Origin of the sequence: Microlunatus aurantiacus, assembly GCF_039536605.1 — a bacterium.
Lineage (GTDB): Bacteria > Actinomycetota > Actinomycetes > Propionibacteriales > Propionibacteriaceae > Microlunatus > Microlunatus aurantiacus.
Map to the genome: position 1 here is coordinate 36,587 of NZ_BAAAYX010000013.1, position 21,172 is coordinate 57,758.

The following is a 21,172-nucleotide window of genomic DNA, read 5'->3' on the forward strand; positions in this document are numbered from 1 at the left end:
CAGTTCACTTTCTGGCAGTGCGGATTCCGGAGCTGCGGTCAGCCGACCGCGCCCTCCATCTGCAGCTCGATCAGCCGGTTCAGCTCCAGCGCGTACTCCATCGGGAGCTCCTTGGCGATGGGCTCCACGAAGCCCCGGACGATCATGGCCATCGCCTCGTCCTCGCCCAGGCCGCGGCTCATCAGGTAGAAGAGCTGGTCGTCGCTCACCTTCGAGACGGTCGCCTCGTGCGCCATCGACACGTCGTCCTCCCGGACGTCCACGTACGGGTAGGTGTCGGAGCGGCTGATCTGGTCGACCAGCAGCGCGTCGCACTTCACCACCGACTTGGAGTGCGAGGCGCCTTCGAGCACCTGCACCAGGCCGCGGTAGGAGGTGCGGCCACCGCCGCGGGCCACCGACTTCGAGATGATCGAGCTCGACGTGTGCGGCGCGCAGTGCACCATCTTCGAGCCGGCGTCCTGGTGCTGGCCCTCACCCGCGAAGGCGATCGACAGCGTCTCGCCGCGGGCGTGCTCGCCCATCAGGTAGACGGCCGGGTACTTCATGGTGACCTTGGAGCCGATGTTGCCGTCGATCCACTCCATGGTGGCGCCCTCCTCGCAGGTCGCGCGCTTGGTCACCAGGTTGTAGACGTTGTTCGACCAGTTCTGGATGGTGGTGTAGCGGCAGCGCGCGCCCTTCTTGACGATGATCTCCACCACGGCGCTGTGCAGCGAGTCCGAGGAGTAGATCGGCGCCGTGCAGCCCTCGACGTAGTGCACGTACGCGCCCTCGTCGACGATGATCAGGGTGCGCTCGAACTGGCCCATGTTCTCGGTGTTGATCCGGAAGTAGGCCTGCAGCGGGATCTCCACGTGCACGCCCTTCGGCACGTAGATGAACGAGCCGCCCGACCAGACGGCCGTGTTCAGTGCGGCGAACTTGTTGTCGCCCACCGGGATGACGGTGCCGAAGTACTCGGCGAAGAGCTCCGGGTGCTCCTTGAGCGCCGTATCGGTGTCGAGGAAGATGACCCCCTGCTTCTCCAGCTCCTCGTTGATCTTGTGGTAGACCACCTCGGACTCGTACTGGGCTGCGACACCGGACACCAACCGGGCCTTCTCGGCCTCCGGGATGCCCAGCTTGTCGTAGGTGTTCTTGATGTCGGCCGGCAGGTCGTCCCAGCTGGTCGCCTGCTTCTCGGTCGACCGGACGAAGTACTTGATGTTGTCGAAGTCGATCCCGTCGAGCTCGGCACCCCAGGTGGGCATCGGCTTGCGACCGAAGAGCTTGTGGCCCTTCATCCGCAGGTCGAGCATCCACTGCGGCTCGCTCTTCAGGGCCGAGATGTTGGCCACGACCTCCGGGGTCAGGCCACGCGTGGCGGTCTCACCCGCGACGTCGGAGTCCGACCAACCCCACTGGTAGCGACCGAGCGCATCCAGGTGCTGGTCCTGGGTCTCGCCGGTGCCGACGAAGCCGGTCGCCGAGGTCGGCGCTGATGAGGGGGCATCCTGCGTCGGGGTCGGGTCGATGATCTGGGTCATATCAAGGCCTTTCGCTGGTCTGCTCGGTGCCGGCGGCGAGGGGGTCGGACCGGCGCTGTGGGTTGGTGCTGACGTGCGGGATGTGCGTCGTGCAGACACCGTCGCCGTGGGCGATGGTGGCCAGGCGCTGGACGGGGCCGCCGATCAACCGGGCGAAGGCCTCGGTCTCGGCCTCGCACAGCTGGGGGAAACGCTCGGCCACGTGCGCGACCGGGCAGTGGTGCTGACAGAGCTGCTCCCCCGCCACGGACGGCCGGATCGAGGCCACGAACCCGTCACCGGTCAGGGCGTCGGCCAGCACCTGAGCGCTGCTGCTGCCCTCGGGGACGTCGCTGAGCAGCGGGGCGTAGCGCGACTCCATGGCCGCGACCCGGCTGGCGGCGAACTTCTCCACCGCTTCGTCCCCGGACTGAGCGGACAGGAACTCCAGCAGCTGGACGGCGAGATCGTCGTACGCGGCGTAGAAGCCGTTCCGGCCCGCGTCGGTCAGGGCGAACACCTTCGCCGGTCGGCCGCGTCCGCGAGCGCCGTAGGTGCGCTGCTCGCGGGCGACCAGGTGACCGCGCTCGACCAGCACGTCGAGGTGTCGACGGATCGCCGCCGGAGTCAGCCCGAGCCGCTCGGCCAAGGCGACCGCGGTGGAGGGGCCGTGCTCCAGGATGGACCGAGCCACCCGCTCACGGGTCGACTCGTCGGACTCCCGCCCGTCGAGGGCCGCCGGTCCTGCGGGCAGCGTCGTCCCAGGCACGTCGGAGACGTTCTGGGCGGTTTTCACAACACCAGTGTGCTCTTATTACCTGGAACCATTCAAGGAAGGCCATCCTTAGTGGTCCGGCTCACGTTCGACGGCCCGACCACACCGCCGGTGGCGGCGACGTCGGCACCTCGAACAGCAGCGCCTCACCGCTCATCTGGGCAGGCCGGGTCGTCCTGGAGCCAGTCGTCCGCGCTCGCCCTCCGGCGTCGGTCGGCGTCGGTCAGGTCGTCCTGGAAAGCTTGCACGATCTCCTGCAGGCGCTGTCGCTGGCACCTCGGATTCTCGCGTACCGCGTCCAGCTCGGGCTCACCGCCCACCTGGCGGTCTCGGTGTTCCGGACCGCCTTCGTACGCTGGATCGCCGCCGGGGAGGTGCAGTCGATGCGCGCTCTGGAGCGGGACGTGCTCGAAACGCTGCAGGCCCTGACCTCGTCCTGATCTGTCCGAGGTTCGACTGTCGGCTCGGCCGAGCACAATGAGGCCATGCAGCTGCCCGTCATGCCGCCGGTCAAGCCGATGCTGGCCAAGTCCGTGCCCCAGATCCCGACCGGCGATCTGGCGTTCGAGCCGAAGTGGGACGGCTTCAGGTCCATCGTGTTCCGTGATGGCGACGAGGTCGAGATCGGTTCCCGCAACGAGAAGCCGATGACCCGCTACTTCCCGGAGATCGTCGAGGCGGTCAAGGCGAACCTGCCGGAGAAGTGCGTGGTCGACGGCGAGATCGTGGTCGTCCAGGGCGATCGGCTGGAGTTCGAGGTGCTGCAGCAACGCATCCACCCGGCGGCCAGCCGGATCAAGCTCCTGGCGGAGCAGACCCCGGCCACCTTCATCGCCTTCGACCTGCTCGCCGTGGACGACATCGACTACACCAAACGCCCGTTCGCGGAACGTCGCGCCGCGCTCGAGCAGGCCCTCAGCGCCGCACAGGCACCGATTCACCTCACCCCGATCACCCGAGATCCCGCAGTGGCCCAGGACTGGTTCGAGCAGTTCGAGGGCGCCGGCCTGGACGGGGTCGTGGCCAAGCCGCTCGCCGGCAACTACCTGCCCGACAAGCGGACCATGTTCAAGATCAAGCACACCCGCACCGCCGACTGCGTCGTCGCCGGCTACCGGGTGCACAAGAGCGGGCCGGACAGCATCGGTTCGCTGCTCCTCGGCCTGTACGACGACGCCGGGGTGCTGGTGTCGGTCGGGGTGATCGGCGCCTTCCCCGCCGCTCGGCGCAAAGAGCTCTTCACCGAGCTGCAGCCGATGGTGACCACGTTCGACGACCACCCCTGGGCCTGGGCGAAGCAGGAGGAAGGCAACCGGACCCCGCAGAACTCCGCCGGCAGCCGCTGGAACAACGGCAAGGACCTGTCCTTCGTGCCGCTGCGACCGGACCTGGTGGTCGAGGTCCGCTACGAGCACATGGAGGGCGTCCGATTCCGGCACACCGCCCAGTTCAACCGCTGGCGGCCCGACCGCGAGCCGGCCTCGTGCACGTACGAGCAGCTGGAGGAGCCGGTGAAGTTCGACCTGGCCGACATCCTCGCCACTGGGCCGGACGAGAAACCGGCACTCTGAGACTCACTAGACTCGCCGGGTGACCGCTCCCGTTGCCGCCCTGGTGGTCGACCGCCTGTCGGTGACGCTCGGCGGTCGCGCCGTGCTCGACGGGCTGTCGCTGTCCGCGGCCCCGGGTCGGCTCACCGCGGTGCTCGGTCCGAACGGGGCGGGCAAGACCACCCTGATCCGCTGCTGCACCGGCCTGCTGTCCCCAGACGCGGGCGCCGTGACCGTGCTCGGGCGACCGGCCGGCAGCGCCGAGGTCGCCGCCCGGGTGGGTCTGATGCCGCAGAGCACCGGCGCCTGGTCCGGGATCCGTGCGGTCGAGCTGCTGGAGCACCTCGCCGGGCTGTACGCCCGCCCCCACGACGTCGACGCCCTGGTCCGCCGCTGCGGCATCGACGCCTTCGCCCGCACGCCGTACCGCCGGCTCTCGGGGGGCCAGCAGCAGGCCGTCAACCTGGCCGGTGCCCTGATCGGTCGGCCGGAGCTGGTGTTCCTGGACGAGCCGACAGCCGGGATGGACCCGCACGCCCGACGCGCCACCTGGTCGCTGCTCGACGAGCTCCGTGCGGCCGGCGTGGCCATCGTGCTGACCACCCACGCGATGGACGAGGCCCAGGCGCTGGCCGACCACGTCTACATCGTCGACGCCGGCCGCGTGAGCGTGTCCGGCACCGTCTCCGCGCTGACCAGCGGTGACCAGAGCCTCGAGGACGTCTTCCTCGCCCACACCCACGGGGCGACCCGATGACCGCCCCCGCGGTCGCGCTCGACCTCACCCCCGCGCCCGGAGCCGCCCCACCAGCACGCCGGGTGCTGCGTCAGGCCCGGACGGAGGCGACCCTGCTGGTCCGCAACGGCGAGCAGCTGCTGCTGGCCCTGGTCATCCCGGTCGGCCTGCTCGTGCTGGGCCGGATCGTCGGCGGCTCCTTCGGCGATCTCACCGTGCTGGCCCCGTCGGTGCTGGCCCTGGCCGTCTGGTCGTCGGCCTTCACCTCGGTGGCCATCAGCACCGGCTTCGAGCGTCGGTACGGCGTGCTGGAGCGGCTGGCTTGCACGCCGTTGGGGCGGACCGGGCTGCTGACCGGCAAGGCCCTGGCCACCGCCGCGGTCGTACTGGCCCAGCTCGTGGTCATCGGGCTGGTCGCGTCGGCCCTGGGCTGGCGGCCGACCGTCGCTCCCCTCGGTCTGCTGCTCGCCGTGGTCGCCGTCATCCTGGCCGGGATCGCCTTCAGCGGCCTCGCGCTGGCGCTCGCCGGCCGGTTGCGCGCCGAGGCCACCCTGGCCCTGGCCAACGTCATCTACGTGCTGCTGCTCGCCGGCGGTGCCCTGGTGCTGCCGCTCGACCGCTACCCCGGTGTCCTGTCCTCCGTCGTCGCCCTGCTGCCCACGGCCGCCCTCGGCGAGGGGCTGCGGGCGTACGGCGTGGGCGACACGCCCCTGTGGCCGCTGCTGTCGCTGCTCATCTGGTGCGGACTCGGACTCCTCGCCGCCTGGAAGGGATTCCGATGGACCTCATGACCGCACCGCCCCGCTCGCCCGCGACGGGCGTGCTGCGCCTGGTGACCGGGGAGACCGCGCTGCGCCGCTGGGCCATCGCCTCGCTGGTGGCCAACATCCTCATCGTGGTCACCGGGGGCGTGGTCCGGCTGACCGCCTCCGGTCTGGGCTGCCCGACCTGGCCGCGCTGCACCGACGACGCCTACATCGCCCATCCCGAGCTCGGGCTGCACGGCGCCATCGAGTTCGGCAACCGGCTGCTCACCTTCGTGCTGATCGTCATCGCCGTCCTCACCTGGGTGACCGCGATGCGGACCAGTCTGCGTCCGCGGCGGGGGTCCCGCCGGGTCGCCACCGCCATGGCCCTGGGGATCCCGGCGCAAGGCATCATCGGCGGCATCACGGTGCTGACCCAGCTCAACCCGTTCGTCGTGGCGCTGCACTTCCTGCTGTCGATGGTCCTGATCACCTTGTCGGTCTGGCTGGTCCGCGCCGCCTTCCGGTGGGATCGCCGACCTGTGCGCCCGCTGACTGCGGGCGTGGTCACGTTCACCTTCCTGGCCATGTGGGTGGCGGTCTGGCTGGGCACGATGACCACCGGCTCCGGCCCGCACGCCGGTGACCTGGACGCCCGCCGGACGGGGTGGGACATCGTGCTGATCGCCCACGTCCACGCCTACGCCGTCTACGCCGCCATCGCCGGCACGGTGGTCGCCCTCTGGCTGGCCCGCAGCCGGGCGGTCTGGCTGCTGCTGGGCGTCGAGGTGATCCAGGCGGCGATCGGGCTCAGCCAGTACCACCTGGGTCTGCCCATCGGTCTGGTCGGGCTGCACCTGCTCGGCGCCGCCCTCAGCATCGCCGCCGTGGCCAACCTGCGCTTCTCGGTGCGCGCCGTCTCCCCCGCCGCCCGGCCCCTGCAGCCGCTGGACACAGCGGCCGCCGGGTCCGTCGACCGTCAGACCAGGCGACCCTCAGACCAGGCGAGCGGGAGACAAGGCGACCGCTAGATCAGACGCCAGTCCCGCTTGGCGCTGCCGTCCCAACGGCGGACGCCGGCGACTGTCGCGGTCTCGGTCTCCGCGGGCAACAGCGCCAGCATAGCGGGCAGGTCCTCTGCGCGGGCCCGCCTGGCCAGGGTCAGGTGCGCCGTCCAGTGGCCGGGTCCGAACTGACCGCCGCGGAGCGCGCCGCACCAGGACGCCACCGCCTCCTGCAGCCTCAGCAGCGCCACGCTCGGCACCAGCTGACGGACGACCACGAACTGGCCTCGGCGCGGGCCGAACAGCAGCACCGAGCCGACCACCACCGGCAACCCGGGCGCCGCGGCCAGCAGGGCAGTCAGCTCCGACTCCGGTTCGGGCACCGACGCGCCAGCGAACAAGGTGACGTGGGGCCGGTGCGACCCGGTGTGTCCCGGTCGGTGCTCGCTGGGCAGCCCGGCCTCGTGCAGGCGCAACCACTGCGCCCGGACCGAGGCGTCGGTGTCGCCGTCCAGCAGCAGCTCGACCGACTGGGCCACCCGTGGGCCTCAGAACAGCAGCGGGTCGACGGCCGCGGCCACGAACAGCAGCGCCAGGTAGGAGTTCGACCAGTGGAACAGACGCATCGGCTTGAGCGCGGCATCCCGGAGCCCGGCGTTCGCCCGCCGCAGCAGACCGACCGACTCCCAGATCAGGGCGGCGCCGGCGACGGCGGCGACCAGGGGGTAGAGCCAGCCGGTCGGGGCGATCGGCCACAGCGCCAGGGACACGGCCACGGTGAGCACGGAGTAAACCAGGATCTGCCGCGCGACCTCGGGCGCCTCCTTGACCACCGGCAGCATCGGCACCCCGGCGCCGGCGTAGTCCTCGCGGTAGCGCAGCGCCAGCGCCCAGGTGTGGGGCGGGGTCCAGAAGAACACCACGGCGAACAGGATGAACGGCGCCAGGGCGATCGAGCCGGTCACCGCCGTCCAGCCGATCAGGGGCGGGAAGCAGCCGGCGATGCCTCCCCAGACGATGTTCTGCGAGGTCCGCCGCTTCAAGATCATCGTGTAGACGAAGACGTAGAACACGTTCGCGGTCAGCGCGAGCAGCGCCGACATCCAGTTGACGAAGTAGCCGAGCCAGAGCGTCGCCGCGAGTCCGAGCACGAAACCGAAGGCGGTCGCGGCGGCCGGTGACACCGCGTGGCGGGGCAGCGGACGACGACGCGTACGCCGCATCTGCTCGTCGATGTCGCGGTCCAGGACGCAGTTGAAGACGTTCGCGCTGGCAGCGGCCAGGCAGCCACCCACCAGCGTGGACAGCACCAGGAGCAGCGGCGGGACCCCGCCAGCGGCCAGGAACATCACCGGCACGGTGGTGACCAGGAGCAGCTCGATGATGCGCGGTTTGGTCAATCCGACGTAGGCCGAGACCACGTCTCGCCAACGGGCCGTCACGACCCCCCGCACGGCGACGGGCTCGGTGGTCACGGTGTCGTCAGCCGACGCCGTCCCGGACACGTCGATGCTCGTCACCAGGGAAGTCTCTCTCGTCTCCGCGAAGCCGCCGGTCCGGGGGTGGTCCGATGGTCCTGGGTGAGTCTAGGGCGGGATCGCCAGATTCTCACGTCCACCGGTGGTGACACCCGCCACCGGTCGGGCGTCCGACGTCGACGGGCGGGTGAAGCCCCGGCGGCCGGCTCGATAGGCTCTCGGTGAACATGCCTTCGCGTACGCGCAGCCAGAGTCGGATCCGCGTGCCCGCCATCGGAAGGATCATCCTCGTGAATTCTCGCCAGGCCACCGCACCCGTCCTGCCGGAGGGTTGGACCGATCTCGATGTGCAAGCCATCGACACCGTCCGGCTGCTCGCCGCCGACGCGGTGCAGAAGGTGGGCAACGGGCACCCCGGGACGGCGATCAGCCTGGCCCCGGTGGCCTACCTGCTCTACCAGAAGGTGATGCGGCACGACCCGTCGGAGCCGCACTGGCCCGGCCGGGACCGGTTCGTCCTGTCCTGTGGACACTCCTCGCTGACCCAGTACATCCAGCTCTACCTGGGCGGTTTCGGCCTCGAGCTCGACGACCTGAAGGCGCTGCGCACCTGGGGCTCGCTGACCCCGGGCCACCCCGAGTACGGCCACACCGACGGGGTGGAGATCACCACCGGTCCGCTCGGGCAGGGCGTGGCCAACGCCGTGGGCATGGCGATGGCGGCCCGGCGGGAGCGGGGTCTGCTCGATCCTGACGCCGCCCCGGGTGAGTCGCCGTTCGACCACCACATCTACGCGCTCTGCTCCGACGGCGACATCCAGGAAGGCGTCTCCGGCGAGGCGTCGTCGCTGGCCGGCACCCAGCGGCTGGGCAACCTGACGCTGATCTACGACAGCAACCGGATCTCCATCGAGGACGACACCAACATCGCCCTCAGCGAGGACACCGCCGCCCGGTACGCGGCGTACGGCTGGCACGTCCAGACCGTGGACTGGACCCAGGGGGACACCTCCTACGTCGAGGACGTCGCCGCCCTCAGCGCCGCCGTGGCGGCGGCCGAGGAGGTCACCGACCGGCCGAGCTTCATCGAGCTGAAGACGATCATCGCCTGGCCGACCCCCAAGGCGCAGGGCACCGGCGGCTCGCACGGCTCCGCGCTGGGCGACGACGAGATCGCCGCCACCAAGGAGCTGCTCGGCTTCGACCCGGCGCAGACCTTCGAGGTCTCCGACGAGGTGCTGGCCCACACCCGCGGTCTGGTCGAGCGCGGTCAGGCGGCGCGCGCCGAGTGGCAGACCTCCTACGACGCCTGGGCGGCCGCCAACCCCGAGGGCAAGGCGCTGCACGACCGGCTGACCAGGCGTGAGCTGCCGGCCGGCTGGCGGGACGCGCTGCCGGTGTTCGAGGCCGATCCGAAGGGTGTCGCCACCCGGGCCGCCTCCGGGAAGGTCCTGGCCGCGCTGGCCGCTCCCCTGCCCGAGCTCTGGGGCGGCTCGGCCGACCTGGCCGGCTCCAACAACACGACCATGGAGGGCGAGCCGAGCTTCCTGCCCACCGACCGGCAGTCCAAGAAGTTCCCCGGCAACCCGTACGGCCGGACCCTCCACTTCGGCATCCGCGAGCACGCCATGGGCTCGATCATGAACGGCATCGCCGTGCACGGCGGCACCCGCCCGTACGGCGGCACGTTCCTGGTCTTCTCCGACTACATGCGCGGAGCGGTCCGGCTGTCGGCGCTGATGCGCACCCCGGTCACCTACGTGTGGACCCACGACTCCATCGGTGTCGGCGAGGACGGTCCGACCCACCAGCCGATCGAGCACGTCGCCGCCCTGCGGGCCATCCCCGGGCTGGACGTGGTCCGGCCCGCCGACGGCAACGAGACCGCCGAGGCCTGGGCCACGATCCTGGAGCACAACGACCGGCCCGCGGGTCTCATCCTGACCCGGCAGAACGTGCCCACCGTCCCCCGCGGCACCGACGGCTTCGCCGACGTCTCCGGGGTGGCCAAGGGCGCGTACGTGCTCAAGGACAGCGAGACGACCCCGGACGTGATCCTGGTCGGCACCGGCTCGGAGGTGCAGCTCGCGGTCGCCGCCGCCGAGCTGCTCGCCGCCGACGGCGTGGCGGCCCGGGTGGTCTCGATGCCGTGCCGGGAGTGGTTCGACGAGCAGGACCAGGCCTACCGGGACTCGGTCTTCCCGCCGTCGGTCACGGCACGGGTCAGCGTCGAGGCCGGCATCGGCCTGGGTTGGCGCGACATCGTCGGCGACGCCGGCCGGATCGTGTCCCTCAACCACTACGGCGCCAGCGCCGCCGCGGGCGTGCTGTTCACCGAGTTCGGGTTCACCCCCGAGACGGTGGCCGCAGCCGCCCGGGAGAGCCTGGCCGCCGCCACCGAGACCACCGCAGCCACGACCACCACGGTCGAGGAGGCCGCCAGCGGCCCGGTCGGCCCCGCCGACGCGGGCGAGGCCTCCGAAGGCGAGAACTGACCCTCCGCACCACTGCCCGCCTCCGCCGGGGGCCCGCAGCCGGCCAGGACGAGACGAATCGAGGAACGACGATGAGTGAACGACTGAAGGCCCTCGCGGACGCGGGCGTATCCATCTGGCTGGACGACCTCTCCCGGGAGCGGTTGCGGACCGACAACCTGGCCGAGCTGGTCGCGGAGTCGTCGGTCGTCGGGGTCACCACCAACCCCACGATCTTCGCCTCCGCGCTCTCCAAGGGCGACGCCTACGACGGGCAGACCGCCGAGCTGGCCGCCCGGGGCAGCACGGTCGAGGACGCCATCAAGGCCCTCACCACCGACGACGTGCGGGACGCCTGCGACGTGCTCGCGGCCACCGCCGCCGCGACCGACGGGGTGGACGGGCGGGTGTCCATCGAGGTCGAGCCGGGTCTGGCCCGCGACAGCGACGCCACCGAGGCCCAGGCGAAGGACCTGTGGAAGATCGTCGACCGGCCCAATCTGCTGATCAAGATCCCGGCCACCCTGGCCGGGATCCCCGCCATCACCAAGGTGATCGGCGAGGCGATCAGCGTCAACGTGACGCTGATCTTCTCCCTCGGCCGCTACGAGGCCGTCATCGACGCCTACCTCTCCGGACTGGAGCAGGCCGCCGCCAAGGGCCATGACCTGAGCACGATCCACTCGGTGGCCTCGTTCTTCGTCTCCCGGGTCGACACCGAGTACGACAAGCGGCTCGACGCCATCGGGACCGACGAGGCCACGGCGCTGAAGAGCAAGGCCGCCATCGCGAACGCCCGGCTGGCGTACGAGCTGTTCGAGAAGACGTTCGCCGGCGAGCGCTGGGAGGCGCTGGCCGCTCAGGGCGCCCACAAGCAGCGGCCGCTGTGGGCCTCGACCGGGGTCAAGGACCCGAACCTGCCCGACACGCTCTACGTCACCGAGCTGGTCGTGCCCGGCACGGTCAACACCATGCCGGAGAAGACGCTGCAGGCCTTCGCCGACCACGGCGAGGTGAAGGGCGACCAGGTCACCGGGCGGGCCGACGAGGCCCGCGAGACCATGGCCGCGCTGGAGGCTCTCGGCATCTCCTACGACGAGGTCACCGAGGTGCTGGAGGAGGAAGGCGTCGACAAGTTCGACAAGTCCTGGGCCGAGCTGGTGGAGACGGTCAAGACCGCGCTCGACGAGAAGGGGGCGGGCAAGGAGTGACAACTCCGCTCGCCGCGCGTGGGGCCAACCCGCTGCGTGACCCACTCGACCGCCGGATGCCGCGGATCGCCGGGCCCTGTGTGCTGGTGATCTTCGGCGTCACCGGTGACCTGTCGACCAAGAAGCTGATGCCGGCGGTCTACGACCTGGCCAACCGCGGTCTGCTGCCGCCCGGCTTCGCCCTCGTCGGGTTCGCCCGCCGGGAGTGGGAGCACCAGGACTTCGCCAAGATCGTGCACGACGCGGTCCGCCAGCATGCCCGCACGCCGTTCCGGGAGGAGGTCTGGAAGCAGCTCTCCGAGGGGATCCGGTTCGTGCCCGGTGAGATCGGCGACGACGACTCCGTCCGTCGGTTGCGGGACACCATCTCCGAGCTGGACGAGGCCCGCGGCACCGGCGGCAACCACGCGTTCTACCTCTCCATCCCGCCGGGACTGTTCCAGACCGTGGTCGACCAGCTCCGTGAGCACGGTCTGGCCGAGCAGCAGTCCGGACAGTGGAGCCGGGTGGTGATCGAGAAGCCGTTCGGTCATGACCTGGCCAGCGCCCGCGAGCTCAACCGGGTCGTCTCGAGCGTCTTCCCGTCGTCCTCGGTGTTCCGGATCGACCACTACCTGGGCAAGGAGACCGTCCAGAACCTGCTGGCGCTGCGCTTCGCCAACCAGCTGTTCGAGCCGGTCTGGAACAACAACTACGTCGACCACGTGCAGATCACGATGGCCGAGGACATCGGCATCGGCGGCCGCGCCGGCTACTTCGACGGCATCGGCATCGCGCGCGACGTGATCCAGAACCACCTGCTCCAGCTGCTGGCGCTGACCGCCATGGAGGAACCCACCTCGTTCGAGGCGGCTCAGCTCCGGGCGGAGAAGCAGAAGGTGCTCGCGGCGGCCCGACCGCCGGAGCGGATGGACCTGCACACGGCCCGCGGTCGCTACCGCGGTGGCTGGCAGGGCGGGGCCAAGGTGGCCGGTTACCTGGAGGAGAAGGGGATCCCGGCCAGCACCACGACCGAGACGTACGCCGCCATCCGGGTCGACATCGACAACCGGCGTTGGGCCGGCGTGCCGTTCTACCTGCGGACCGGCAAGCGGCTGGCCCGACGGGTGACCGAGATCGCGCTCGGTTTCAAGCGCGCGCCGCACCTGCCGTTCACGGCCACCGACACCGAGGAGCTCGGCTACAACGCCCTGGTCCTGCGGATCCAGCCCGACGAGGGCGTGACGCTGCGGTTCGGGGCCAAGGTGCCCGGGACCCAGATGGAGATCCGCGAGGTGAACATGGACTTCGCGTACGGCGGCTCGTTCACCGAGTCCTCCCCGGAGGCGTACGAGCGGTTGATCCTGGACGTGCTGCTCGGTGACCCGCCGCTCTTCCCGCAGCACGAGGAGGTCGAGCTGTCCTGGCAGATCCTGGACCCGATCCTGGACTACTGGGCGAGTCTGGACACCCCGCCGGAGGACTACGAGCCCGGCGGCTGGGGGCCCACCTGCGCCAACGAGATGCTCGCCCGCGACGGCCACGTCTGGAGGCGTCCATGATCATCGCTCTGCCTGAGACCACCACCGCCAAGATCTCCGCCGCCCTGCTGCGGGCCCGGCGGAACGCCGGCAGCCCGACGATGGGCATGGTGCTGACCCTGCTCGTGGTCTGCGAGGAGAAGGAGTACGAGTCGGCCCTCCAGGCGGCGATGGAGTCCGGCCGGGAGCACCCCGCCCGGATCCTGCTCATCGTGACGGCCACCGGTCGCACGGCCAGCCTGGACGCCGAGCTCCGGATCGGCGAGGGGACGCCCGGGGAGGTCGTGGTGCTGCGGATGCGCGGACCGCTGGCCTCACACCCGGCGTCGGTGGTCCGGCCGTTGCTGCTCCCGGACTCCCCCGTCGTCATCTGGTGGCCGGGCAAGGCGCCGGCTCAGGGGGTCAACGACGAGCTCGCTTCGCTGTCGGTCCGCCGCGTCACCGACGCCGCGGCCGCGAAGCGGCCCCTGGCCGAGCTCCGGGCGCGGGCCCGGGACTACCAACCCGGGGACACCGACCTGTCCTGGACGCGGCTGACCCGCTGGCGGGCGCTGCTGGCCGCCGCCCTCGACCAGTACCCGGCCAAGATCCTCGGGGCGACGGTCGAGGCGGAGCGGAACAGCCCGTCGGCCGACCTGCTCGCGGCCTGGCTGCAGTCCTGTCTGAAGGTGAAGGTCACGCGGAAGATCACCGCCGGACCGGGCATGACGGCGGTGCGGATGGCCACGGCGGCCGGTGACATCGCTATCACCCGCTCCGACGGTCTGCTGGCCTCGTACACGGTGCCGGGTCAGCCCGAGCGCCTGGTCGCCCTGAAGCGTCGGGACACCACGGACCTCATCACCGAGGAGCTCCGGCGGATGGACGACGACGACGTCTACGCTCACGCGCTGCTGGCACTTCAGCGTTACCAGGACGGGGCATCCCCCGCCCGCACCGCGGCAGCCCGCCCATCGGCGAAGAAGGCGGCCAGCACCCGCGCGGTAGCGACCGAGACCCTGCCGGGGCGCTCGGCCACCAAGGCGGCGACGAAGACGGCCACCAAGAACACCCCGGCCGCCAAGAAGACCCCAGCCGCCAAGGCCGCACCGGCGAAGAAGTCGACACCGGCCCGGAAGTCGGTGCCGGCGACGAAGGCGCCGGCGCGGAAGCGGGCGGCCACGAAGACCGCCGGAACCGGGGGGGACTGAGCCGTGGTTGCCGCCGAGGTCCTCGTCCACAGCAGTGCCGATGCGGTCGCGGAGGCGCTGGCCGCGCGGCTGATGTCGCGCCTGCTGGAGATCCAGCGTGAGCCCCGCATCCCCGAGATCGCCCTGACCGGCGGCCGGATCGCCACCCAGGCCTACCAGCGGATGGGCCAGGAGGGCCGCAGCTCGGCCGTGGACTGGAGCCGGATCGGGCTCTGGTGGGGCGACGAGCGGTTCGTGCCCGCCGATGACGACGACCGCAACGCCCGGCAGGCGCTGTCGGCCCTGTCCACGTTGCCCCTCGACCTCACGCGCGTGCACCCGATGCCGGCCTCCGGCGACGGGCTGGACCTCGACGGGGCGGCCGAGGCCTACGAGGCCGAGCTGGGACACACGGCCCTGGACATCTGCCTGCTGGGGATGGGACCGGACGGCCACGTCGCCTCGTTGTTCCCCGAGCACCCGTCCTCCTACGCCGACGGGAGGGTCATCCCGGTCCGTGCGTCCCCGAAGCCGCCGCCGGAGCGTACGTCGTTGACGCTCGAGGTGATCAACTCGGCCGCCGAGGTGTGGTTCTGCGTGACCGGCGCGGACAAGGCCGCCGCAGCCCGACTGGCGCTCTCCGGCGCCGGCCCGCTGCAGGTCCCCGCCGCCGGCGCCCACGGGCGGGAGCGGACTCTCTGGCTGCTGGACCGCGACGCCGCCGCGGACCTGCCGCCGAACCTGGTCTCGCGCGGCGTTCTCTGACGGCTCGCCGGACCAGGTGATCGGCGTTCGTGACGTCACCACGACCACAGATCCGCTCGGCACCGTGGACACCGTGTCGGCAGACCGTTCCAGCCGCGCGCGATGAGCACGGCGGCCACCTCCCGGGCGACCAGGCACGACCGCTCGGTGACGTCGGCCCACCCGTACCTCAGCGTGACCTCGCCGTCGAGCAGGGCGGCGTTGTCGCGACGCGAGTCCCGCAGCCGCTCCCGTGCTCGGCCGTGGATCCCACCGTCGAGCTCGACGATCGTGGCGTACTCGTCGTAGCGGGCGTCGCGATAGGCACCGCCTCGGCGTGCTCGTGCCTGGCGCGTGGCCGTCGGCAGGCCGTGGGCGCGCTCGACGTCTCGCAGGTAGCGCAGCTCGAGGGCCGACTGGGCGCCTACGGCCACGTCGCCGAGGACGTCGCGCAGCAGACGGCGGTGGCTGACCCGCTCCCGCCGCTCGACGCAGGCGAGCAACCGCCGAGCTGTCGTCGACCGGCCCTGCACGGCCCGGGTCACCAGGTCAAGCACCCTGGTGGCCTCGATCTCCCGGCAGAGGTCGACCACGGTGTCCTCGATGGTGGTGCGGGGTGGCGACCCCGGACTGCGGCGATCACGTGTGGTGTCCCGCTCGCGCCGGATCAGCCAGTCGGCACCCCGCGAGACCCGCCGACTCGTCGGGACGAGGACGGTCAGCGGGCGCGGCGCCTCCTCGATCAGCCCCCAGAGGTGCCCGGCGGCCGCGAAACCGAGCCGAGCCCGGTCGCCGCCGAGCAGGATGCCGGCCCAGGCGAGGCCGTGCCAGCCAGGGGCAGCCGGACCCAACGAGAAGACGCCGGGGGTCAGGCGCCGCCAGTGCTGCTGAGCCACCAGGCGGTCGACACCGCGCAGCGGGAAGCCGAGCTGCACGGCTTGGTCGCCACTGATGACACCGCTCTGCGCGGCGGCCAGGGCCAGGAGCTCCGGGGGTGGGTCGATGCGACGGTGCATGTCTTCACACTGAGGACGTCAGCCCGATTCGACCGGGGTGCGCGCAGAACTGTGGACACCGCTCGACGGCGGTCCGGCCCTGTGGATGGGGATTCGTCACCGTCGTCGGTGACGAATCCCCACTCAGTGGATCAGTAGATGACCTCGCCGGCCGCACGCCGGTCACGGAGCGCCTGGAGCGCTTCCTTCAGGATGTCGGCCGCCTCCGCGTCGGAGCGGCGCTCCTTCACGTACGCGAGGTGCGTCTTGTACGGCTCGATCTTCGGCGGCGGCGGGGGGTTCGTGGAGTCCAGGTTGGACGGCAGGCCGCACCGAGGGCAGTCCCAGGTCTCCGGGACCTGGGCGTCCGCGGCGAACGCGGGCCGGGTCTCGTGGCCGTGCGCACAGTAGTAGGAGACATACAGCCGAGGAGCGGCGTCGCCCCGTTCGGCCTCCCCCATGGGGCCGGCACCTACCCGGCTGCCGCGGATGGCACTTCCACCAGTCACCCTGCGTCCTTCCTCGTCACGTCACCCTTATGGGATCACACGCTCGGACTCGCGTCCGGATCCATCTCACGGACTCGCGTCCGCTCGCGCCTCAGGCGCCGAGCTTGTAGAGCAGGCCGAGCGCGACGATGCACGCCAGCCAGATGACCGACACGATGATCGTCAGCCGGTCGAGGTTCTTCTCCGCGACGGAGGCGCCGCCCATCGACGTCGACATGCCGCCGCCGAACAGGTCAGACATGCCGCCGCCCCGTCCCTTGTGCATGAGCACGAACAGGGACAGGACGACGCTGGTGAGGACCAACACGATCGAGAAGATCAAGATCGGTGTGGTCATCATCACGATTGGTCCCGAAATCACGCGGGCTAGCCTAACTCACCGAGTGCGGTCCGGAAGAACCCGCGGACGGGCCCCACCGGGTCGATCACAGGCTGGGCAGGTCGTAGAACCGGGCGATCGCCGAGAACTCGTCGACGTTCAGGCTCGCGCCGCCGACCAGGGCGCCGTCAACGTCCGGCTTGTCCATGATCGACGCCACGTTGTTGGCCTTGACCGAGCCGCCGTAGAGCACCCGGACCTGGTCGGCCACCGCCTGACCGTGGTGCTCGGTCAGCCAGCCGCGGATCGCGCCACAGACCTCCTGCGCGTCCTCGGGGGTGGCGACCTCACCGGTGCCGATGGCCCAGACGGGCTCGTACGCGATGACGACCTTGGCCAGCTGGTCGGCGGTCAGCTCGGCCAGGGAGCCGGCGACCTGGGCCAGCGTGTACGGCACGTGCTCGCCGGCCTTGCGGACCTCCAGGCCCTCACCGACGCAGACGATGGGGATCAGCCCGCGGTTCAGCGCCTGCGCGGCCTTGGCGTTGACCACGGCGTCGGTCTCGTGGTGGTACTCCCGGCGCTCGGAGTGGCCGACGGCCACGTACGAGCAGCCGAGCTTGACCAGCATGTCCGCGGAGATGTCGCCGGTGTAGGCCCCCGACAGGTGCGGCGAGACGTCCTGGGCGCCGTACGCGAGCTCCAGCCGGTCGCCCTCGACGAGGGTCTGCACCGTCCGCAGGTCGGTGAACGGCGGCAGCACCACGACCTCGCTCCTGGCGGGGTCGTGCTTCTTGTCCTCCAGGGTCCAGGCCAGCTTCTGCACCAACCCCACGGCTTCGACGTGGTTCAGGTTCATCTTCCAGTTACCGGCCATCAACGGCTTGCGGCTCATGCGCCTTCTCCTTCTTCCAGGACTGCCACACCGGGCAGCGTCTTGCCTTCGAGGTACTCCAGGCTGGCGCCGCCACCGGTCGAGATGTGACCGAAGTCGTCGTCGGCGAAGCCGAGGTGTCGGACCGCGGCGGCCGAGTCGCCGCCGCCGACCACTGACAGGCCGTCGACCTCGGTCAGCGCCTGAGCGACCGCCTTGGTCCCGCCGGCGAACGCCTCCCACTCGGCCACGCCCATCGGACCGTTCCAGAACACCGTCTTGGCCCCGGCCACGACCGAGGCGAACACCTTGGCCGACTCCGGGCCGATGTCCAGACCCAGCTCGTCGTCCGGGATGGCGTCGGCCGCCACCACGGTGGCCGGGCTGTCGGCCTTGAACTCCGGCGCGACGACGATGTCGGAGGGCAGCACGATCTGCTTGCCGCCGGACGCCGCCTCGTTCAGGTAGCCCTTGACCGCCTCGATCTGGTCGGCCTCCAGCAGGCTCTTGCCCACCGGGTAGCCCTGCGCGGCCAGGAAGGTGAAGAGCATGCCGCCGCCGATCACCAGCGTGTCGGCGGTCTTGATCAGGTTGGCGATCACGGCGAGCTTGTCGGAGACCTTGGCGCCGCCGAGCACGACCACGTACGGTCGCGCGGGGTCCTGGGTCAGGCGCTTCAGCACCTCGACCTCGTTCTCCACCAGCGAGCCCGCCGCACTGGGCAGCCGCTTCGCCAGCTCGTAGACCGAGGCCTGCTTGCGGTGCACCACGCCGAAGCCGTCGGACACGAACACGTCGCCCAGGGCGGCGTACCGGTCGGCCAGCGCGGCCCGCTCGGACTCGTCCTTCGAGGTCTCGCCCGGCTCGAACCGGACGTTCTCCAGCATGGCCACGTCGCCGTCGGCCAGCGCGGCCACGGTCTCGGTCGCCGAGGGCCCGACGGTGTCGGTGGCCAGGCGCACCTCGGCCCCCAGCAGCTCCGACAGCCGCTGCGCGGCCGGGGCCAGGGAGTACTTGGCCTCCGGCGCGCCCTTGGGCCGGCCCAGGTGAGCGAGGATGATCACCTTCGCCCCGGCTTCCCGGAGCTGGTTGAGGGTGGGCAGTGACGCCCTGATCCGACCGTCGTCGGTGATCGTCCTGACGGAGTCAGGCGATGTTTCAGCGCCATCCAACGGGACGTTCATGTCGCAGCGGATCAGAACCCGCTTGCCCTGCAAGTCGCCAAGATCAGCAACCGACTTCACGATGCCTCCAGCAGCCGTACGCGTTCACGAGGGTGAGCACCCTCACGAGGTCGAGCAGGAACCGGGGCCCCCGGTCCCCAGCGCGCGGGAGCCGGGCAGCCCGACCAGTGACTGGTCGGACCGACCCGGCTCCGGCGCTGTTGATCAGAGGGACTTGCCGACCAGACCGACGAGGTCGACCAGGCGGTTGGAGTAGCCCCACTCGTTGTCGTACCAGCCGATGACCTTGACCAGGTCACCCGACACCTTGGTGAGCGGCGCGTCGAAGATGCAGGAGGCCGGATCGGTGACGATGTCGGTCGACACCAGCGGCGCCTCGCTGTACTTCAGGTACTTGCCGTCCGCCGCTGCCTTGATGGCGGCGTTGATCTCCTCGACGGAGGTCTCCTTGCCGGCCTGGAACGTCAGGTCGGTGGCGGAGCCGGTCGGGGTGGGAACACGGATGGCGAAGCCGTCCAGCTTGCCCTTCAGCTCGGGCAGCACCAGGCCGATGGCCTTGGCCGCACCCGTGGAGGTCGGGACCATGTTCAGCGCGGCGGCACGGGCGCGACGCGGGTCGCTGTGCGGACCGTCCTGCAGGTTCTGGTCCTGGGTGTAGGCGTGGATCGTGGTCATCAGACCCTTGACGATGCCCACCGAGTCGTTCAGCGCCTTGGCCATCGGGCCGAGGCAGTTGGTGGTGCAGGACGCGTTGGAGATGATGTTGTGCAGCGCCGGGTCGTACAGCGAGTCGTTGACGCCGAGCACGACGGTCAGGTCCTCGTTCTTCGCCGGGGCGGAGATGATGACCTTCTTGGCGCCGCCGTCGATGTGGGCCTTGGCCTTGGTCGCGTCGGTGAAGATGCCGGTGGACTCGATCACGATGTCCGCGCCCACGTCACCCCAGGGCAGGTCGGCGGGGTTGCGCTCCTCGAAGACCCGGATCGACTTGCCGTCGACCGAGATGTCGGTGTCGGAGGCGACGACGTCTCCGGGCAGCCGGCCCAGGATCGAGTCGTACTTCAGCAGGTTCGCCAGGCTGGCGTTGCTGGTCAGGTCGTTGACGGCCACTACCTCGATGTCAGCGCCGGAGGCGAGCGCGGCGCGGAAGAAGTTCCGGCCGATCCGGCCGAAGCCGTTGATTCCCACTCGTACGGTCATACGTGCCTTCTCCTCAGGTCAGGAACGGCCCCAGTCATCGGGAGCCGTGTCCCACCATAACGAACCTGGCCGGGGCCACCAACGGTGGTTCGTTCGTCTCACCCGGTCCGGGGAGCCCTGTCGTGGAGGTGGTATCGAACCTGTTGCAGGAGTGGTGTGGCGACCCGGCGGCTCAGTCGCCGTCGTCGAGCAGGTCGGCGCTGAGACCGGCCTCGGTGTTCGGGATCCCCAGCTCGACGGCCCGCTTGTCGGCCGTGGCCAGCAGCCGACGGATCCGACCTGCCACGGCGTCCTTGGTGAGCTGCGGGTTGTGCAGCTGCCCCAGCTCCTCCAGGCTCGCCTGCTTGTTCTCGATCCGCAGCACCCCGGCGGCCTTGAGGTGGTCCGGCACGTCCTCGCCGAGGATCTCCAGCGCCCGCTCGACCCGGGCGCCGGCGGCCACCGCGGCTCGGGCGGACCGGCGCAGGTTGGCGTCGTCGAAGTTGGCCAGCCGGTTGGCCGAGGCGCGCACCTCGCGGCGCATCCGGCGGTCCTCCCAGATCAGCACCGAGTCGTGGGCACCCATCCGGGTGAGCAGCGCGGCGATCGCGTCCCCGTCGCGGATCACCACCCGGTCGATGTTGCGGACCTCGCGGGCCTTGGCCCCGATCCCCAGCCGGCGGGCGGCTCCGACCAGGGCCAACGCCGCCTCCGGGCCCGGGCAGGTGACCTCCAGGGCCATCGAGCGACCCGGTTCGGTGAGCGACCCGTGGGCCAGGAACGCCCCGCGCCAGGCGGCCTCGCAGTCACCGAGGCTGCCGCTGACGATCTGGGCGGGCAGTCCGCGGGCCGGGCGGCCGCGACCGTCGACCAGACCGGTCTGCCGGGCCAGCGCCGAGCCGTCCTTGATCACCCGGACCACGTACCGGGTGCCCCGCCGGATGCCCGAGCCGCTGACGATGACCAGCTCGGAGTCGTGGCCGAACACGTCGCCGACCTCGGTCCGCAGCCGCCGGGCGGCCGCGCCGGTGTCCAGCTCGGCCTCGATCACGATCCGGCCGCTGACGATGTGCAGACCGCCCGCAAACCGCAGTGTGGAAGCGATCTCGGCCTTGCGGTTGCTCGGTCGGGTCACCTTAACCGTCGCCAGCTCCGCCTTCACCTGCGCCGTCATCGCCATCCGAGCATCTTGCCACG

21 protein-coding genes are annotated in these 21,172 nt (G+C 70.8%); 10 read left to right on the top strand and 11 right to left on the bottom strand.

The window, feature by feature from the left end; genetic code table 11:
* Positions 1-38 precede the first annotated feature (38 nt).
* Both sufB and ABD714_RS14045 read right to left on the bottom strand, forming a co-directional pair.
* Entirely contained in the window at positions 39-1,529 is a 1,491-nt protein-coding gene (gene sufB, locus ABD714_RS14040) for a Fe-S cluster assembly protein SufB (protein ID WP_344813007.1), read from the bottom strand.
* Between the two features lies 1 nt (position 1,530).
* Positions 1,531-2,262, bottom strand: a complete 732-nt coding sequence (locus ABD714_RS14045; RefSeq protein ID WP_425562405.1) for a helix-turn-helix transcriptional regulator — start codon at positions 2,260-2,262, stop codon at positions 1,531-1,533.
* Between the two features lie 263 nt (positions 2,263-2,525).
* Here ABD714_RS14045 and ABD714_RS14050 point away from each other — a divergent pair, with 263 nt between their 5' ends.
* From ABD714_RS14050 to ABD714_RS14070, 5 genes are read left to right on the top strand one after another with little or no spacing between them, the layout of a single operon-like run.
* Complete coding sequence (locus tag ABD714_RS14050) at positions 2,526-2,723, top strand: hypothetical protein (protein WP_344813009.1); 198 nt, start codon at positions 2,526-2,528, stop codon at positions 2,721-2,723.
* A 45-nt stretch (positions 2,724-2,768) separates the two neighbouring features.
* Positions 2,769-3,854 (top strand): ATP-dependent DNA ligase, encoded by a 1,086-nt coding sequence (locus ABD714_RS14055; protein ID WP_344813010.1) that lies wholly within the window; start codon positions 2,769-2,771, stop codon positions 3,852-3,854.
* Between the two features lie 19 nt (positions 3,855-3,873).
* Positions 3,874-4,590 (top strand): ABC transporter ATP-binding protein, encoded by a 717-nt coding sequence (locus ABD714_RS14060; protein WP_344813011.1) that lies wholly within the window; start codon positions 3,874-3,876, stop codon positions 4,588-4,590.
* Positions 4,587-5,360 (top strand): ABC transporter permease, encoded by a 774-nt coding sequence (locus ABD714_RS14065; RefSeq protein WP_344813012.1) that lies wholly within the window; start codon positions 4,587-4,589, stop codon positions 5,358-5,360. The genes ABD714_RS14060 and ABD714_RS14065 overlap by 4 nt, the downstream gene beginning before the upstream one ends.
* Entirely contained in the window at positions 5,357-6,346 is a 990-nt protein-coding gene (locus ABD714_RS14070) for a COX15/CtaA family protein (protein ID WP_344813013.1), read from the top strand. Before ABD714_RS14065 ends, ABD714_RS14070 begins: the two co-directional genes overlap by 4 nt.
* Here the strand turns inward: ABD714_RS14070 and ABD714_RS14075 are convergent.
* Together ABD714_RS14075 and ABD714_RS14080 are read right to left on the bottom strand one after the other, a co-directional pair.
* Complete coding sequence (locus ABD714_RS14075; protein ID WP_344813014.1) at positions 6,343-6,858, bottom strand: 2'-5' RNA ligase family protein; 516 nt, start codon at positions 6,856-6,858, stop codon at positions 6,343-6,345. The two genes, ABD714_RS14070 and ABD714_RS14075, sit on opposite strands and share 4 nt — an antisense overlap.
* A gap of 9 nt (positions 6,859-6,867) precedes the next feature.
* On the bottom strand, positions 6,868-7,839 hold the full coding sequence (locus tag ABD714_RS14080) for a heme o synthase (protein WP_425562399.1): 972 nt from the start codon (positions 7,837-7,839) through the stop codon (positions 6,868-6,870).
* A gap of 248 nt (positions 7,840-8,087) precedes the next feature.
* On the opposite strand from ABD714_RS14080, the gene tkt reads away from it, so the two are divergent.
* The 5 genes from tkt to pgl all read left to right on the top strand — a co-directional run bounded on the left by tkt (position 8,088) and on the right by pgl (position 14,936).
* On the top strand, positions 8,088-10,292 hold the full coding sequence (gene tkt / locus ABD714_RS14085) for a transketolase (RefSeq protein WP_344813015.1): 2,205 nt from the start codon (positions 8,088-8,090) through the stop codon (positions 10,290-10,292).
* A gap of 71 nt (positions 10,293-10,363) precedes the next feature.
* Entirely contained in the window at positions 10,364-11,482 is a 1,119-nt protein-coding gene (gene tal, locus ABD714_RS14090) for a transaldolase (RefSeq protein ID WP_344813016.1), read from the top strand.
* Between the two features lie 56 nt (positions 11,483-11,538).
* The gene (zwf, locus tag ABD714_RS14095; RefSeq protein ID WP_344813569.1) at positions 11,539-13,023 is read left to right on the top strand and encodes a glucose-6-phosphate dehydrogenase; all 1,485 of its coding nucleotides are present in this window, start codon (positions 11,539-11,541) and stop codon (positions 13,021-13,023) included.
* The gene (locus ABD714_RS14100) at positions 13,020-14,192 is read left to right on the top strand and encodes a glucose-6-phosphate dehydrogenase assembly protein OpcA (RefSeq protein ID WP_344813017.1); all 1,173 of its coding nucleotides are present in this window, start codon (positions 13,020-13,022) and stop codon (positions 14,190-14,192) included. Before zwf ends, ABD714_RS14100 begins: the two co-directional genes overlap by 4 nt.
* Before the next feature lie 3 nt (positions 14,193-14,195).
* On the top strand, positions 14,196-14,936 hold the full coding sequence (gene pgl, locus ABD714_RS14105) for a 6-phosphogluconolactonase (RefSeq protein WP_344813018.1): 741 nt from the start codon (positions 14,196-14,198) through the stop codon (positions 14,934-14,936).
* Between the two features lie 35 nt (positions 14,937-14,971).
* Here pgl and ABD714_RS14110 read toward each other — a convergent pair whose 3' ends face one another.
* The 7 genes from ABD714_RS14110 to whiA all read right to left on the bottom strand — a co-directional run bounded on the left by ABD714_RS14110 (position 14,972) and on the right by whiA (position 21,155).
* Complete coding sequence (locus tag ABD714_RS14110) at positions 14,972-15,931, bottom strand: hypothetical protein (RefSeq protein ID WP_344813019.1); 960 nt, start codon at positions 15,929-15,931, stop codon at positions 14,972-14,974.
* Positions 15,932-16,062: 131 nt separating this feature from the next.
* The gene (locus tag ABD714_RS14115) at positions 16,063-16,419 is read right to left on the bottom strand and encodes an RNA polymerase-binding protein RbpA (RefSeq protein ID WP_344813020.1); all 357 of its coding nucleotides are present in this window, start codon (positions 16,417-16,419) and stop codon (positions 16,063-16,065) included.
* A gap of 91 nt (positions 16,420-16,510) precedes the next feature.
* Positions 16,511-16,756: a preprotein translocase subunit SecG gene (secG, locus tag ABD714_RS14120; protein WP_344813570.1), complete on the bottom strand. Its 246-nt coding sequence runs from the start codon at positions 16,754-16,756 to the stop codon at positions 16,511-16,513.
* An 88-nt stretch (positions 16,757-16,844) separates the two neighbouring features.
* Entirely contained in the window at positions 16,845-17,633 is a 789-nt protein-coding gene (tpiA, locus tag ABD714_RS14125; protein WP_344813021.1) for a triose-phosphate isomerase, read from the bottom strand.
* Positions 17,630-18,856 carry a phosphoglycerate kinase gene (locus ABD714_RS14130; protein WP_344813022.1) on the bottom strand — a complete coding sequence of 409 codons (1,227 nt, stop codon included), beginning with the start codon at positions 18,854-18,856 and terminating at the stop codon, positions 17,630-17,632. The genes tpiA and ABD714_RS14130 overlap by 4 nt, the downstream gene beginning before the upstream one ends.
* 144 nt (positions 18,857-19,000) lie before the next feature.
* Positions 19,001-19,996 (bottom strand): type I glyceraldehyde-3-phosphate dehydrogenase, encoded by a 996-nt coding sequence (gene gap / locus ABD714_RS14135; RefSeq protein ID WP_344813023.1) that lies wholly within the window; start codon positions 19,994-19,996, stop codon positions 19,001-19,003.
* A 172-nt stretch (positions 19,997-20,168) separates the two neighbouring features.
* A complete protein-coding gene (gene whiA / locus ABD714_RS14140) occupies positions 20,169-21,155 on the bottom strand; it encodes a DNA-binding protein WhiA (protein WP_344813024.1) in 987 nt (328 codons plus the stop codon).
* Positions 21,156-21,172: the final 17 nt, after the last annotated feature.

Excerpts from the sequence above, each read along its gene's own strand:
- sufB (WP_344813007.1), bottom strand. The coding sequence starts at position 1,529 with ATGACCCAGATCATCGACCCGACCCCGACGCAGGATGCCCCCTCATCA.
- ABD714_RS14055 (WP_344813010.1), top strand. The coding sequence starts at position 2,769 with ATGCAGCTGCCCGTCATGCCGCCGGTCAAGCCGATGCTGGCCAAGTCC.
- ABD714_RS14065 (WP_344813012.1), top strand. The coding sequence starts at position 4,587 with ATGACCGCCCCCGCGGTCGCGCTCGACCTCACCCCCGCGCCCGGAGCC.
- ABD714_RS14070 (WP_344813013.1), top strand. The coding sequence starts at position 5,357 with ATGACCGCACCGCCCCGCTCGCCCGCGACGGGCGTGCTGCGCCTGGTG.
- tal (WP_344813016.1), top strand. The coding sequence starts at position 10,364 with ATGAGTGAACGACTGAAGGCCCTCGCGGACGCGGGCGTATCCATCTGG.
- zwf (WP_344813569.1), top strand. The coding sequence starts at position 11,539 with ATGCCGCGGATCGCCGGGCCCTGTGTGCTGGTGATCTTCGGCGTCACC.
- ABD714_RS14100 (WP_344813017.1), top strand. The coding sequence starts at position 13,020 with ATGATCATCGCTCTGCCTGAGACCACCACCGCCAAGATCTCCGCCGCC.
- ABD714_RS14110 (WP_344813019.1), bottom strand. The coding sequence starts at position 15,931 with ATGCACCGTCGCATCGACCCACCCCCGGAGCTCCTGGCCCTGGCCGCC.
- secG (WP_344813570.1), bottom strand. The coding sequence starts at position 16,756 with ATGACCACACCGATCTTGATCTTCTCGATCGTGTTGGTCCTCACCAGC.
- tpiA (WP_344813021.1), bottom strand. The coding sequence starts at position 17,633 with ATGAGCCGCAAGCCGTTGATGGCCGGTAACTGGAAGATGAACCTGAAC.
- gap (WP_344813023.1), bottom strand. The coding sequence starts at position 19,996 with ATGACCGTACGAGTGGGAATCAACGGCTTCGGCCGGATCGGCCGGAAC.
- whiA (WP_344813024.1), bottom strand. The coding sequence starts at position 21,155 with ATGGCGATGACGGCGCAGGTGAAGGCGGAGCTGGCGACGGTTAAGGTG.